This is a genomic window from Pseudomonas germanica, from assembly GCF_019614655.1.
In the GTDB taxonomy this organism is placed as follows: Bacteria; Pseudomonadota; Gammaproteobacteria; order Pseudomonadales; family Pseudomonadaceae; genus Aquipseudomonas; species Aquipseudomonas neuropathica.
On sequence record NZ_CP071586.1, the window covers coordinates 1,131,704 to 1,145,991 of the forward strand.

Below are 14,288 nucleotides of genomic sequence, written 5' to 3' on the forward strand. Positions count from 1 at the left end.
CTCAATAGCCGACGAAGTAATACGGTTGTCGTCCGACTATCATGGTCTTGAGCACTTTCAATGGGGCTGCGGGTTCGCTGTCGCCGGCCATCACCGCGACATGCGAGGGTGATGCCGCGAGAAAATCTCGTAACTGCGCTTCGGTATCCAGGCCTTTGAGTACTTGCTGGGTATAGAAGACCGTGGCGCCACCGACCCGCTCATTGGCCTGAAACAGCGCGACTTGGTGCCCGGCGGTTTGCAGCGATTGAATCTCTGCACTCAACGGCAGGAACGAAAGCTTTTTGTCGGCATGAGGCAACGCCCACTGCGCGGCGGCGAGGTAACTGCCGATCACCAGCGTGAGCACACCGACTACCAGTGTCTGACGCTGCCGGGCAATTCGGCCTACGAATCCATTACCGGATTCATACTGCTTCAAGCGCTCGAACAGCACGCCTGCATACTCCGCTGCGATCACCGCGGCGGCCGGTGTCATCGACATCAGGTACACCGTGCGTTTGCTCGACGCCAACGTCAGCATGATGAACTGCGCCACGATCCATAGGCTGAAAAACAGCAGGTAACGGTTGGTCTTCAGTTGTTTGCGGAAATGCCAGAGCCCCAGGTACACCAGAATGTTCCACGGCAGAAAGGCTTCCGGCAGTTTGGCGAGGTAGTAGTAGAACGGTTCGTAGTGCCCGGCCTCGACGAATGATCCGCTGAAGCGCCCGACGCTGTTGGTCAGCAGCACCTCTTTGACGGCCTGTGCGCCGCCGTGCTGGAAGAGGATGACGAGCCAGATCAGCAGCGGAATCAAACCGAGCAGGGTCAGGAAACCCGGTCGCAGCCAGTCCGCGAGTTTCAGGCGCTTGTCCATCAGGTTGTCAGCCAGCAGATAAGCAAAAATCACCACTCCCGGCATCGCCAGCCCCAGCACACCTTTGCTCAACGTGGCGATGGCGATCCCGACGACAAACAGCAGCGAGTTGCCCAGAGTCGAGGCCCGCTGCGCCTTATAAAAAGCCAGCAGTGCGGTGGTCACGCCGAGGGCGAGTAATGCATCCTCGCCGACGCCGCGCACATTGCTCCAATAACTGGCCATGGTCGCGAGCAGAATGCCTGCGATCCAGGCAATCATTTTCGGCCGCTCGAAACGCCGCAACATGCCGTACAGCAGCATCACGCTGAGCAAACCAGCCACCGCCGACGCCAGCCGCACGGCCCACGGTGAAACGCCAAACACACGCATGGCGCCCGCATCCAGCCACAGGCTCAGCGGTGGTTTTTCCAGAAACGGTTCGCCGAACAAACGAGGTGTCACCCAGTCGTCGTCCAGGTGCATCTCCATAGCGATGCCGGCGACGCGGGCCTCGGTGGAACCTTGCAATTGATGGTTGCCCAGTGCGAAGAAAAACAGCAGGGCGGCAAGCAGAAACAGCGAAGTGACGGCACGCGACATAGGGTTCAGGCAACCGAAAGGGGCGGGAGGCCTGAGCATACGTCGGCAATCCTTAACAAATTGTGAAACTCACGCCAAAGGTTTCGACCAGCGCTTTTCCGGTGTCTCGAACCTTGAATTGACCAGCGCCGTCAGCACGTGATCCTGCCAGCGCCCGGCAATGTTCAGATACGCCTTGGCGTAACCCTCACGTTCGAAGCCCAGGCGCTCCAGCAAGCGCGCACTGCGTTCGTTGCCGGGAATGTAGTTAGCCATGATCCGGTGCAGGTTCTGGGTATCGAACATGTAAGCGATGCCAGCCTCCAGCGCTTCCTGCATCAAACCTTGACCCTGTTGGGCCTCGTCGATGTGATAACCCAGATAACACGCCTGAAAGGCCCCGCGAATAATGCCGCTGAAGTTGCAGGCGCCGATCATCTGCTGGCCGTCCGGGGTCAGCAGCGCGAAATGCATGGCCAGCCCGGCCTCGAATGCGCTGGCCTGCACGTCAAGGCGCCGGCGAATTTGCTCGGTGGAAAAATATTCAGTGGTGCGGATCGGCGACCATGGCGCCAGGTGGCGCAGGTTGCGTCGGTAGAACTCGCTTTCAAGCTCGGCCTGCTCCGGTGCAAGTATCGCGAGCGTCAGGCGTTGGCAGGGCAGGGTCAACAGCGGCATCGGGCGCTCCGGCTTGTGGGATCTGCTCGCAGAGTCGCGCAATCACTGGGGTTACGGCAAGTTGTGACGAAGAAGGGGTTTTGTTTCAGGCAAAAAAAAGCCCGCAGGAGCGCGGGCGAACCGTAGTTTCTTGAATGAGCGAGCGGACTGTACAAGGCTTGGCCGCGCAGCTGCAGTGAAGAAAAATTCATCTCGATGGGCGGCTCCAATGCAGTCCGATGCGCAACCGAGCGCCGGGGTTTCGCCCGTCAATGGCGGGTTTCAGGCCCGGTAGTGTTCAGCGGTTTCTGCGGATCAAGATTGTCCCGTGCCCGACAAATCAGGATCTCGGCCAGTGCGCTCAATTGCTTCATGGCCACCGCCACATGGCGTTTCGAGCCGTCGAACTCATCGGCAAAGGTTGCGCTGATGGCCGCGAGGGAATCGAGGATCTCACTGGCGTGGGTGAGCAGGGTCAGGGTGTCGACATCGTCGCGCACCCTGATGAGCTGATTGAGCGGGATGCTACGGCGCCGCTTGTGCGCTTCGCTGGTATTCGATGGCGGTTGGGTGCTGGACGTTGGCGCATCGGACGGTGCCGGGCCAACCAGCGAAAGGCGGGGGATTTTCTTCATGACGTAGCTCCGTGGAGTGAACATTCACTGCAATTGCGGCTGCCAAACCGTCCGCTGGATGGCAGTGGTCGTGGAGCGTAACGCCCTGAGGAACTGTGCACCAGTTCATCAAAGTCGACGCGTGTTGCGGGAATTTTCCTAGGACGTTCGATGTGGGAAGGAGGGCGTGGCGACAAAACCAATGGCAGTCGCGGTGATCACGGACGTCATTTCAAGGCAGGTGGTCAGCAGCAAAGTCAGCCTCTGACCGGGCACGCAACTGCCCCTTGCGACACGCCGTCTGGAAGCGTTCGAAGTCACGCTCGTTCTGCGCGGTGTAATGTTGCGCGTACTTCAACAGCGCATCCGCCAGCGCATCGCCTTTGCCGATGTAACCGCTGATCTGCGCAGCGAGACCGGAGGCCTTGGCATGTGCCCGGGCGAGGGCGCGGCCGCAAACGCGACCGTAGGCAGCAAAGGTTTCACCGTCGAAGTTTTCCAGTTCGGCGGAGATCTTCATGTCGCGTAATTGCCGCACGTAGAATTGCCGACCACTGGGGCCGGTCGTCCAGCCCAGAAACAGGTCGCTGGCCGCCTGCATCAGGCGCTGCCCCTCGACCACGCGCTGCCCTTCATGGCGCACCCGCGCTTTGCTTTTGACGTAGTCGGCGAGCACCGAACGCCGGGCTTCCTTGAATTGCAGGAACAGCGGGAACTCCTGATCGTCCGTCAGCAGCGCCACCAGACAACGCGTGCCGACACTGCCGACGCCCACCACTTTGAACGCCAGATCCTGCACGTGAAACCGCGACAACAACTCGCGGCGGTCGGGTTGCAACGTGCTGCGATACTCGCGCATGAAGGTGCCGAAGAGCGGCCGCCAGTCCGCGAGCCGCAGCCAGTCATCCTCGGCATCCAGCAGCGTGGTGTTTTTGTGCAGGTGAAAAATTTCCGGCAGGTCATCGCGAATGATCAGACGCCCGTGGGTATCGCGCTCGCTGATTTTCGGCAGCAGCTCGGCGTGTGTGCGCCGTTCGGCCTTCTCGATGGCGCGCTCCACATGTTCAAGGGTACTTTTGCGTGCCTGCGCCAGCAGGTCGTTGTAGCTGATCGACTCGTACCAGTTTTCCAGCGTGCTCTGCTCGGCGCACTCCAGAAGCGTGGTCTGATAGGCGCCGACCATTTCACGACACACCTGTTCCTCGACCGACTCACCGTGGCGCAGGTCGCGGGCGGCCACCACGCAACTTGCCGCCAGACGCTTCAGATCCCACTCCCACGGCCCGGGATGTGCTTCGTCGAAATCGTTGACGCTGAACAGCAGATTGCGCTCAGGCGTGGCGAAACCGCCGAAATTCATCAGATGGCTGTCACCACAGATGGGCAAATTCAGGCCCATGTTCGCCGTGCCCGCCAGATCGTGCGCCTGCAACAAGGCATTGGCGCGAAAGAACGTGAACGGCGACACCAGCATGCGCCCGTAACGCAGTTCGACCAGCGACGCGACGCGGCCCTGGCTGGAGGCCTTGATCAACGGAATCGGGTCACGGTTCATCTTGCCGGTGGCCGCCTGAGCGCTGCGCGAGCACTGCTTGCGGGCGTCCTTGCCTTGTTGCATACGGTCTTTGAGTGAGGTCATTGGGCTCGGTCCGGCGGAAGGGGCGCTGTGAGTGTAGAAGCGCTTTTGGGGTTTATCCGTTGGCGTGAGCCCGGTGACGTCAACTCAATACTCCGCCACCTTATCTTCGCGCAAAACCCACCCGGCCTCGCCCGCCATCAACGTGTATTGAACCTGGCGCATCTTCCCCGTGCGGCCTGCGCCTGCGTCAGTGCTGTCATACACCGGGAAGCGCTGCACCAGCGCGTTTTCCACCACTGCAAACGAATCCTCGCCCTGATAACCCTCAGCGATTTTCGGATTGTCGCTGACCGGCGGCAGGTAGATTTCGCTCAGGGATTTCTTGTTGTTGGCGGAATAGGCGATCAGCTCGCCCGGCATGCCGCGTCCGGGCGAGCGGGTAAACACGTAGAGTTCGGGGGAGCCGTCGTTATTGAGGTCAGCAACCTCGGCACGCACGACCTCACCGGTGAGCGCCCGGCTGATGACCGCGTTATCGATCTCCAGACCTTTGGGGGTGATGCGCAGCGTCGGTTTGCCATCGACCTGTTCGGTGCTGGCGTGAAAGGCAATGCCCTGCAATTCCAGCGTCTGCTCGAATGGCTGTCTCCCGCTGGTGGCGTCGCCATTGACCCGTCTCAGAGACAGCTCGTAGTTGGCCACTTCGTTGCGCCGTGCGGCATTGCGCATGAGATAGACCTGAACCGTGTACTCGCCATCGGCCGGCAGTGTTCCGAGGAAATGATTGCCCATGATCGAACCGTTGAACAGCGCGTAATCCGCGCCCTTGGCGGTGATGTTGAAGTAAGCGGAGGTGTTGGACGGTTTGAAATCGACGGTGATCAACTGGCCGGCCTTGGCGTTGAATCTGTACTCCGCCGTCTGGTCGCCCTTGATCGACTGTTTGCGCTGAACACTGTCGGCGCTGGTTGTGAAATCGATCGGTTCGACGCGCACAGCGCCAGTATCTGCTGCGAGGACCGGCAGAGAAATCAGTGCGGCCAACGCGGCGGCAATCCAGGTTTTCATCTTCAACTCCATTGCATCTCGATGTACGCAGCATAGAGGCTGCGTCGAGCAGGCACCCAGTGATTACGCGGATTAAATGTTGCTGGATTTGAGCACGTGCTTGAGGTGATGTTTCTGACACGAATCAGCTGTTCACATAATTCTCACCTCAGTTTTGCCATGATCATTACCGGTATTCCATCGGCCCGAGCGAGTGATCCCGTCATGAATGTGAGCGTTCTCTATGCTTTGGTTGCGGCAGCGTTGTTTGGCGCCAGCACGCCACTCGCCAAGCTGCTGGGGGTACAGATTTCACCGATTCTATTGGCCGGATTGCTCTATCTGGGTAGCGGTCTGGGCTTGACCGTCCTGCGTTTCGCCCGAGATCGGGGCTGGCAGCGTTCCGGACTGGGCACCGGCGAATGGCCGTGGCTGGTCGGAGCGATTGGCTTCGGCGGCGTGCTGGCGCCAGTGGCATTGATGTTCGGTTTGACCAGAACGTCCGGTGCGAGCGCGTCACTGATGCTCAACCTGGAATCAGTGCTCACGGCACTGCTGGCGTGGGTCGTGTTCAAGGAAAACGCTGATCGACGAATCGTGATCGGCATGCTCGCCATCGTGGCCGGCGGTGTCGTGTTGTCCTGGCCGCAAGAGACCGTGTCGGCGCAGGACTGGACAGGCCCGCTGGCCGTCGCCTTCGCCTGCTTTTGCTGGGCCATCGACAATAACCTCACGCGGAAAGTCTCTGCCTCGGACGCACTGTTCATCGCCGGCAGCAAAGGCCTGGTCGCCGGTCTGGTCAACTGCGGCCTGGCCTTGCTCATCGGCACGCAAATGCCTGCGGCCACCACGCTGGTGCCCATCCTGCTGGTCGGATTTCTCGGCTACGGCGTCAGCCTGGTGATGTTCGTCCTCGCCCTGCGCGGGCTGGGCAGTGCGCGCACCGGCGCATACTTTTCCACCGCACCGTTTCTGGGCGCAGCTATCTCGATTCTGCTGCTGGGCGAGTCGGTATCGCTGATGTTCCTGCTCGCAGCAGCGTTAATGGCCGTGGGGGTGTGGATTCATCTTATGGAGAACCATAGTCATGAGCATCAGCACGAACGGCTCGAGCATGATCATCGCCATACCCACGACGAGCATCACCAGCATACGCACGGGTTTGAATGGGATGGGACGGAGCCGCACAGTCATCCGCATGTGCATACGCCGATGCGGCATAGCCATGCGCATTTTCCGGATGTGCATCATCGGCATGAGCATTGATTGAATGTCTGAAGTCTGGTGATTGATATCATTGTGATATCATTTTTTGTCTTCAGTCTTTCATTCGAGTCATTCCATGAAACCCTTTTTCCTGCTGCCCCTTGTCACCCTGTTTTCTGCTTTCAGCGTTGCCGCTGCACCCTCACCGGTGGCGTCGTTTGCCGCTTGTGACGATCACTCACTGGCCGTTGTGCAATCACCTCTGATCAAGGATCTGGTGCCAAGCTCCGTCGAAAATGGCCAGATCAAATTGTCCGGCGGCACCAAGAGCGACATGGGCCAGCGCTGGATGTTTGCCAAGCCGGTCGAGATCGATGGCATGTCGTTGACCGGTTTTTACGCCGAAGACATGGACCTGATGGGCACGCGCATCATCAGTTGGGGCTTCTACGCCAAACAGACGCCGAACGAACTCCACACTCAACTGGAAAAAGCGGGCGGCCCACGCTTGGACATGTCGCAGGGACTCTACGCTCGCGCGGAAATCTGGTCTCATGGCAAATCCAGCTGGCAGCCGGAAGATCCTGCCGCCACTGCCGGTAAGCTGGTGGTCGACAGTGCCGAGCGGGTGTTCTTGATTGAACCGGCTCCGGAAGAGCTGAGTGCTGGGAGTAAGGGGATGTTTACTTGCTCGATTCAGGGCAAGGTTAATGAGGCGATGCTTAAGTCCAGTCGTCCGGATTTGGTTAGTGTTGCTCGTTGATTGTTAAGGAATGCGGGTATGGAAAAGGACGACATTAGGTCGTCCTTTTTCGTAGCGTTTTCGAGGTAGTCGAGCCTGATCAATTGCAGACTACGGTCTTGCGTGCCCGGTTTGGCTTATGCCCTGATGCGACAAAGCCCGCACTTGGCGGGCTTTGTCGTTGAGAGTTGGTGGGCCGGGGTCGTTTGAACTTGAAGTTTTAACCCCTGTAAACGTTGGGTGTTGTATGTTTCTGCTGTTGTAGGGATACAGGAGGGGATACACGGTGCTCCTTGCTAGAGCAATTTTTGGCCCTTTTGCATCTCCTCAAAAGCGATCAGGGGTAGGCGCTCCATCCCCGACGAACGGTAACCGGATCTATTTGTGCATTCCGTTGCAAAGGAGTGCTAGGCGCCGCGTATATGGCGAATTAGCCTCAAAAAGCACCTGTGGTGGCGCAGAGATGACTGGACAAATAAACAAGATGTTATTTCGATGCATATCTCTATAATGCGCGACCCGGTTAATGGAGGCCAAATGATGGCCGTTAGCCTAGGGTGATGATGGCAAGGGAATGAGAAAAGTCTATGACCACGACGGTGTACGATAAAACCAACAAGCTCCTGACCAGTGATTCTCGATGGTCTTATGACCGTGACTTCGGTGTCTTGTACGTCGACGACATCGGATTTGACAAAATCGAGGCGGCGCCGGGGATGCATGGCATAGGCTACGTTTTTTTGTTCGCTGGTAATTCTGGAGTGATCCAGCAATGGAAAACGTTCATCCGTTCCAATCCAGCGCCTGGCACGGCGAGCCCTTCTTGTGACGGGATCGCGCTTTTGGTCGTCGTTGTGAGCACTGGTGAGATTGTTTTTGAATACGGTCAGGATATTCGATTGCCAGATTCGATTCAGCCGACTATAAGTTTTGCAGGGTCTGGCTCAATACACGCTGCTCTGTGCTGGGAAAGCAATCAATGCGCCCGCAAGGCCGTGGATTCCGCGAAGAGCTTGGATACTTTTAGCGGCGGCGAGATCAAATATTTCGAACTTTTGTCTGGAGAACACAATCTGAATGCACAGATTGACCTCTCGGACATGAGCAAGGCATTCATAGAGAAGGGAATGGTTATGTTTAAGCCTAATAGTCAGACTCCTGTGCCCGTTAAAGAAGCCGCGGCCAACGACGCACGCGTCAAGGATCTATGCGACAAGATCGCCAGCGGGCAGATCACCCTCAACGCACCATGTGACGCGATGTTCAATCGCCCAACACCTGAGGATGAGCACCGTCTAAAGGACGCAATGGCTCGCGTATTCGGCTGATGCGGTCCTGTGCAAAAAAAAGGTCCCTTTTTAGGGGCTTTTTTTTGTATCAAGCTTCATAAATCTCCTCAGCCAGCACTACCCCGTATCAGGGTGGTGCTTTTCCATGGGCTCCTCCACAACTGCCACCTGGTATTTGAGGCCCCCCCTCCTTCCGAGGGGGGAGGGGAGGTCGCTTCTGGCTTTTGGCTAGTCGTCAGCTCGCAGCCAGATAATTTAAAGGTACTCTTTTTGGCGTCTAATGAATTGACCCAGCAAAGGAACCGCAAATGAGTATTTGCCATGTCTGTTTTTATATATCAAACCTGATTCAGCCAAGCTAGATAGCATTTGATTGACGTGACTGCTTCCGAAAGGTTTCTCTAGTACTTCTTTCGATTTTACTGTCACGTCCTGAACAGAGAACTCCCCATCACAGTGGTCAAGTTCCGCGATAACTCCAAGAAGTTCTCGCTGCCGATCTGTTGCTCTTGCCCATCGACCTACAAAAAAATCACTATCCAGCTTTCGAAGAATCTCATCTGAGGGTACCCCAGGAGTTTTACCGTTGCCAATTTGTTGTATGAAGACATCGTATACTTCTCTACATATAAATTGAACAAAGTAAGGGTATCCGCCAGATAGGGAGGCAATTTGCTGCATAGAGGGTTTGGATAATTGAATAGGGTAGTCTTTTAGTGGGATGCTAATCGCGTCATGTACTGCCTTTTCACTCAGCTTATCTAGCATCACTACTCGGAACATACGCTCAGCATAAGTCCTAGCCTCAACGAGCTTAGGGAATAGGGTCGGCAAGCCTGTCAACGCTAGCATGAAAGGAACGCCCTTACGCTGGATAGACTGGAAAACATCCAGTAGCATCGACAGTGGAAACTGGTCTTTCTGTGCGTGGTCAGATAAGTTTTGAGCCTCGTCGTATGCAAAAATTATCCCTGATACGCCTAAGTCTTTAATAGAGTTCCATACGATTTCTAAGACTCGCTTTACCTTATCTTCTACGAGGCCTGGTGTTGTCTCATAGATACTTTGCAAAGTCTGATAGTTTAACGTTTGGTCAACTGTTGACTCTCTACGGGAGAACCCTATTCCTTCGGAAATTTGAAACTCTCCAACCTTCACGCCGGAAGTAACAACAGATAAATCCGTGAGAAGGCGAGTAGCAATGCTACTTTCGTTCAAGCTTGCGCTTTCTGATAAATCGGTGCCTACCCACAGCCATTTACTTTGCTGGGCCATGGGTTTAAATGTTTCTAGTAATACCGTCTTCCCTGTACCTCGCAGACCTGTGAGAACCAAGTTCTCGAGAATCGTCTTTTGATGTAGAAGGCGCGCAAATTCCTTTTTTTCATCCTCCCGACCTGCGAGGTAGGGAGGCATGTGCCCCGCTCCTGGCTTGAAAGGGTTTTGAAGTGCGGCCATGATTAGCTCCAGCTGTAAACTTAGTAAGAGTACTAAATTTACACCTAGGGCTGTAAATGTCAAATGACGTTTTCGGAAATTTTTCGGTCACCAGCGTAGCTACCTATTTCAGTAGCGATCGGGCGCTATCACCTAGTCATCCACCTTGCCTTCGCCCTTGACGGCCATGGCCATTAATTATTGACGAGACTCGCGCATATAGAGCAACGGGAATGGCTGGAAGCGTTATTGTGCGTGGGTTTGACAGTATCGGTGGTTGGCGGCGCTGGCGAAAACCGTCAATATCTGCTCGATGTTTCGTCAAGGCCCTGTCAAGGGTGGTCAAGGTTGATGGTCGCTCCTTCACTGATATCCGCCCACCCCTTCTGGACAGCTCCGCTAACCGTAAGCCTTCCGTATTGCCCCGCCGTTGATGATTGCTGCGTCCAGCCGGCATATACCGAAATGTGCACGATCAATCCGTCCAGAGCCTGTCCAGAATCTGTCTGGGGTCTGTCATGGGTATGAGACCTTTGACGCCACGCGCGCGGAATAAGCCTCAGACAGTTGCGCTGCGCGGATTCCGTCTCATGCCTGTCTCAGATTCCGTCAAAGCGTGGTCAAAGATGTTCGGGCATCATCCAGTCGGTATAAGGGGCGAGTGACCAGGTGAGGTCGGGCGCTGCGCCAGACAGCAGCGACTTCATGAGGGCGCGGCGAGAGATTCGCTGAAGGCATGGAACTTGGTCATATTCCCCGATCGCCCACATCCCACTCTCGCCGAGATCAAATATTACGTTTCGTTGGGATAACAACCAGCCTTCGCGTGGTTTCCGCCAGGACCATGTGTGTTGCCCGCGATACGACTCCTGGACTGCTCCCTCAAAGTCTTTGCCGTGGAGGAGCTCCAGCATCGGCCGTGATGTAGTAGCGGCAGCGATATCGCTTCTACGAAAGTATGCGAAGGCGCCCCCATCTAGGCAGGGTTTCCGCCATACGTTTGTCCATGGAGCGTATACCGGCATGGCCAGTTTGAATTCTCTGACTTTCGGATGATCACGATCAGGTAGAGCGTCACCGATTCGGATGTTCTCCTTGAACTTCTCCCCGTTCACGATCCAGATCATCCGCTCTCCATAGAACGTCTCGCGACTATTCATTTCCTCGATGCCCATCGGAGAGTTTTGAAATTCTACCACCGTCCCGTCAGGCCGCTTCACGTCGGCGATATGTTTCTCACCCTTGGCGTCGTGGGCAACGACCTCCTGCCATTCAAATGGAAACAGTGCCTTCCAGGCGCGGTGCCATGGGCCTTCGTTCTCCATCCACGGGTCGCAGTGCCGCCGGCCTGCGTGCGCCCAGTGCCAGCGGATAATTGGTCCGCATTTCGCCTGTGTGGGCTTTCCGCATAACGGACATTCGCCTTTCAGGGCTGGCGCTGGCGCTGCGCGCTCTCCGTTCACAAGCGCTACTTCCATGGAAGGCATAGTCGACTCCCTTTGATGATGTCAATCAATGTAGCTGAATAGGTCACGTGCATTTTTCATGGGGCGCCGCATAGCCAGATGATATGCCTTCCTCGCTCAATGTTTTCGGTATAAAAGACCTGTTTTTATTAGATATCGCAGTGGAAACATAGCGTTTTGAAAATGTTCGATCTGTTGGCTGCTGGTAACCGCGCTGGTAACCGCCAGCCAGGTTCGCACCAGCTTCGCGTAGGAGGGTGCGAACCAGTAGTGCGAACTTGCGGCCGGCATGCATCTGCGAGTGCGTGCCCATCGTGCGTACCTGGCTGCGTACCGACGTCAAACAGTTCGCTCCCACAGGGACTTCGCGGGCTCCTGAGTGCGTGAAGATCGTGCGTGAAGACGTGCGCGAAAGGTCATTCATGGGGTGGTTTTTCACAATCAGCTTTGAATGCGTCGGTGGGCGTGGGGTGTGGTCACTACTAGTGGTCACCGCGACTGGTCACTGGCTGGATACGTGGCTCGATGGTGCCCTGCCAGCGATGCTCCGCGTACAAGACTTTGCTAACAGATGGTGGATACCAAATTGGATACCGGCCGATCTGCTGCTCGATGGTTGAAATCTGTGAGGGATGCCGCTATTGGTTACCTTCAACCCAAGCAGGAAGCGGCGCATGTCTACAGAAACTATCGATCTTGTTGAAGCTCGGAAAATGGCTGATGAGATTCGCCGTTTGCACGATCAGTTGGAGGCTCTCATGCGGGAGGGAGATGCTGGAAAGTTATTCTCCTCAACTGAGATTGCCTCCCTTCAGTCTCGGCTGAAGTCGATCAAGGAAGAAATAAAAAACGCCGCTAAGCACGGAACCATGTCCCGGCGAAAACAAGAACAAACCCGTTTGGAGGAAATGTACTTTGGTCCAGGGCTCCGTTCCGCGTCGGCCAATTTCAGGCTCGCCGTTAATGCGAATCCAAAGAGTGATAAGTGGGGGCGCGAGCTGTACGACCCCGTTGGGGATCTCTCGTATACGCTTCACAACCTCGAGGCTCATATTCTCAGCGAGGATGAGAGGTCCTGAGCGTAGACCGCGCGCATATGTCCACTTGAACGAAAAGGGCGCCTCCACGAGGCTGGCACCGTTGCCCAACGGATCGGCCGTGACGGTTTGAGTTATTGAGATTCGGTGCCCAAATCTTCCTCTCCATGATCGACCGTGGACGGCGGTTGCCAGCCTGTGACTGGGCCAACGTGGACCTTCATATCTCTGGCGAAATACTCTTGGAGGTATGGGCCGCCTCTATACAGGATGGCTGCGCAATCCTTTTCCAGCTCCCTGTACAAACTGTTATCGCTCCCACAGCTGTATAGGAGCGCCACGTTGAATGAGCGGGTTCCGCTTGTCGCTTTAACTTTCAGAAATAGATCACTTGAATCATCAATAAACTCAACGGCCCATCCGGCGTTTCCCAGAGGACGCACCAAGTCCGCTATACAATCATTCATCAGTAAGGCTTTTCGTAGTGTAGATCCGTCATCGGTTGGCAGTTTGGGGACCAATAATCCGTTTTGTTGATACTGCTTTTCTTCCAGCAGCTTGATCACCATCTGTGCCGATCCATGAAGAAGCGCCTGCTCCCATAAAAGCGTGCTTTCTTTGTTCACAGTCGGGAAAAAAACTGACGTGGAGCTATTTTGGTGATACCACGATTCGACAAGACCGATGGTGGCGATAGCGACTATCAACCTCGATAGATTGGCTTGCTGCCATTCGGGGGACAACCCATGTGCAAAGTGGTGTCTGTTCAGACGAGCAGCCCCCTTGTAGGCGTCGGAATTTTGGAAGAACGAGTCCTGTAACCATCGGCGGAACGTTTCAAATGCGAAAACCATCTCGTCCAAGCCGAAAAGATATGCAGTTGTTTTGTACGTGCTAGGAGTCCACATGCCCTCAAAGTGAAGCTCTGCGGCTGTCTTGATAGCTCCAGCGATGGCTCTGTTCACTCGCTCCATGGTGGCTAAAGATTGCGTGTCCTTAGGAAGCATCGCAGATATTCCGCCCTCAATGGCAGGGATTAACGCAGCAATACTCGCCGACTTGTAACCGGCGTAAAATGCCAAATACGCTTCTCGAGCCAGTGGCTGTATGTCAGCAAGACACGGAGAGCCGCCCATTATCTGTTCTATGCATACGGCCTCATAGGAAAGCGTATAAATGGTGGACGTATGGTAGTTAAATAACTTAATCGCATCTTCAGCAGGTCGATGCTGGCAGTCCGCGAGGATCGTTGTGACATCTTTTCCGCAAACCCAAAATGGCGAGAACCACTCTAGCTTTGCCCAAGTTTCTGCGATCTTTAAATATGCCTCGTTCCTCTTGTTCCAAGTTAATCGGTTTTCCTCGGAATCCACCGGCAGACACGCGCTGCCTTGCTCAGTGTGAATTACCACGCAATCCGTTTTTCCGAACCTGCCAACGTCTTTGCGCTCGACTTTGGATACTGCTAACCCTTTCGCTACCGCCCAGCTTTCAATGTCTTCTAGCTTCACTTGGTTTTGGTCGGATTGTTTGAATCTCGCCCAAATGCCGCAGAGCGCGAATTCGAATTTCGTTCGTTCCATGAAACTCTCCTAATACAGGCGTCGAGTTGCGTGTATTCGACCAAAGCCAAAACCTGACATCGCGCGGACGTGTCACCGAAACCGGCAGGTCTGTGAGGCGACGCTGGGGATGGTTACCGAAAGTTGTTACCACGCTTGGTTACCACCGGGCGAGACAGACTATATGGTCCCAGTGCGGCAGTCTGGTCTATGTCCGCGCCCAGGCATCTAT

The 14,288-nt window shown here is 55.6% G+C and carries 12 protein-coding genes; 4 read left to right on the forward strand and 8 right to left on the reverse strand.

Annotated features, from left to right (window positions below; translation table 11 throughout):
• Position 1: 1 nt before the first annotated feature.
• The 5 genes from J0G10_RS04820 to J0G10_RS04840 all read right to left on the reverse strand — a co-directional run bounded on the left by J0G10_RS04820 (position 2) and on the right by J0G10_RS04840 (position 5,338).
• Positions 2-1,480, reverse strand: a complete 1,479-nt coding sequence (locus J0G10_RS04820; RefSeq protein ID WP_425355395.1) for an ArnT family glycosyltransferase — start codon at positions 1,478-1,480, stop codon at positions 2-4.
• A gap of 30 nt (positions 1,481-1,510) precedes the next feature.
• Positions 1,511-2,098: a ribosomal protein S5-alanine N-acetyltransferase gene (gene rimJ / locus J0G10_RS04825; protein WP_220557667.1), complete on the reverse strand. Its 588-nt coding sequence runs from the start codon at positions 2,096-2,098 to the stop codon at positions 1,511-1,513.
• 248 nt (positions 2,099-2,346) lie between these two features.
• Positions 2,347-2,712, reverse strand: coding sequence for a DUF6124 family protein (locus J0G10_RS04830; RefSeq protein ID WP_220557669.1), 366 nt, complete (start codon positions 2,710-2,712; stop codon positions 2,347-2,349).
• A 211-nt stretch (positions 2,713-2,923) separates the two neighbouring features.
• Positions 2,924-4,330, reverse strand: coding sequence for a DUF2252 domain-containing protein (locus J0G10_RS04835; protein WP_220557672.1), 1,407 nt, complete (start codon positions 4,328-4,330; stop codon positions 2,924-2,926).
• An 84-nt stretch (positions 4,331-4,414) separates the two neighbouring features.
• Positions 4,415-5,338 (reverse strand): PliI family lysozyme inhibitor of I-type lysozyme, encoded by a 924-nt coding sequence (locus J0G10_RS04840; protein WP_220557674.1) that lies wholly within the window; start codon positions 5,336-5,338, stop codon positions 4,415-4,417.
• A gap of 204 nt (positions 5,339-5,542) precedes the next feature.
• On the opposite strand from J0G10_RS04840, the gene J0G10_RS04845 reads away from it, so the two are divergent.
• The 3 genes from J0G10_RS04845 (at position 5,543) to J0G10_RS04855 (ending at position 8,593) form a co-directional block, all read left to right on the forward strand.
• Positions 5,543-6,583, forward strand: coding sequence for an EamA family transporter (locus tag J0G10_RS04845; protein ID WP_220557676.1), 1,041 nt, complete (start codon positions 5,543-5,545; stop codon positions 6,581-6,583).
• Between the two features lie 76 nt (positions 6,584-6,659).
• Positions 6,660-7,286 (forward strand): hypothetical protein, encoded by a 627-nt coding sequence (locus tag J0G10_RS04850; protein WP_220557677.1) that lies wholly within the window; start codon positions 6,660-6,662, stop codon positions 7,284-7,286.
• A gap of 566 nt (positions 7,287-7,852) precedes the next feature.
• Complete coding sequence (locus J0G10_RS04855; protein WP_027614116.1) at positions 7,853-8,593, forward strand: hypothetical protein; 741 nt, start codon at positions 7,853-7,855, stop codon at positions 8,591-8,593.
• A 216-nt stretch (positions 8,594-8,809) separates the two neighbouring features.
• Here the strand turns inward: J0G10_RS04855 and J0G10_RS04860 are convergent, their stop codons facing one another.
• Complete coding sequence (locus J0G10_RS04860) at positions 8,810-10,012, reverse strand: ATP-binding protein (RefSeq protein ID WP_245398020.1); 1,203 nt, start codon at positions 10,010-10,012, stop codon at positions 8,810-8,812.
• A 599-nt stretch (positions 10,013-10,611) separates the two neighbouring features.
• On the reverse strand, positions 10,612-11,478 hold the full coding sequence (locus J0G10_RS04865) for a competence protein CoiA (protein WP_245398021.1): 867 nt from the start codon (positions 11,476-11,478) through the stop codon (positions 10,612-10,614).
• A gap of 653 nt (positions 11,479-12,131) precedes the next feature.
• Here J0G10_RS04865 and J0G10_RS04870 point away from each other — a divergent pair.
• Positions 12,132-12,536 (forward strand): hypothetical protein, encoded by a 405-nt coding sequence (locus tag J0G10_RS04870; protein ID WP_220557679.1) that lies wholly within the window; start codon positions 12,132-12,134, stop codon positions 12,534-12,536.
• A 92-nt stretch (positions 12,537-12,628) separates the two neighbouring features.
• On the opposite strand, the gene J0G10_RS04875 is transcribed toward J0G10_RS04870, so the two are convergent.
• A complete protein-coding gene (locus J0G10_RS04875) occupies positions 12,629-14,077 on the reverse strand; it encodes a hypothetical protein (protein WP_220557681.1) in 1,449 nt (482 codons plus the stop codon).
• Positions 14,078-14,288 lie beyond the last annotated feature (211 nt).

Bases quoted from the DNA above. Each gene is read 5' to 3' on its own strand.
- J0G10_RS04835 (WP_220557672.1), bottom strand. From the start codon at position 4,330: ATGACCTCACTCAAAGACCGTATGCAACAAGGCAAGGACGCCCGCAAG.
- J0G10_RS04865 (WP_245398021.1), bottom strand. From the start codon at position 11,478: ATGCCTTCCATGGAAGTAGCGCTTGTGAACGGAGAGCGCGCAGCGCCA.
- J0G10_RS04875 (WP_220557681.1), bottom strand. From the start codon at position 14,077: ATGGAACGAACGAAATTCGAATTCGCGCTCTGCGGCATTTGGGCGAGA.
- rimJ (WP_220557667.1), bottom strand. From the start codon at position 2,098: ATGCCGCTGTTGACCCTGCCCTGCCAACGCCTGACGCTCGCGATACTT.
- J0G10_RS04830 (WP_220557669.1), bottom strand. From the start codon at position 2,712: ATGAAGAAAATCCCCCGCCTTTCGCTGGTTGGCCCGGCACCGTCCGAT.
- J0G10_RS04850 (WP_220557677.1), top strand. From the start codon at position 6,660: ATGAAACCCTTTTTCCTGCTGCCCCTTGTCACCCTGTTTTCTGCTTTC.
- J0G10_RS04840 (WP_220557674.1), bottom strand. From the start codon at position 5,338: ATGAAAACCTGGATTGCCGCCGCGTTGGCCGCACTGATTTCTCTGCCG.
- J0G10_RS04860 (WP_245398020.1), bottom strand. From the start codon at position 10,012: ATGGCCGCACTTCAAAACCCTTTCAAGCCAGGAGCGGGGCACATGCCT.
- J0G10_RS04870 (WP_220557679.1), top strand. From the start codon at position 12,132: ATGTCTACAGAAACTATCGATCTTGTTGAAGCTCGGAAAATGGCTGAT.
- J0G10_RS04820 (WP_425355395.1), bottom strand. From the start codon at position 1,480: ATGCTCAGGCCTCCCGCCCCTTTCGGTTGCCTGAACCCTATGTCGCGT.
- J0G10_RS04845 (WP_220557676.1), top strand. From the start codon at position 5,543: ATGAATGTGAGCGTTCTCTATGCTTTGGTTGCGGCAGCGTTGTTTGGC.
- J0G10_RS04855 (WP_027614116.1), top strand. From the start codon at position 7,853: ATGACCACGACGGTGTACGATAAAACCAACAAGCTCCTGACCAGTGAT.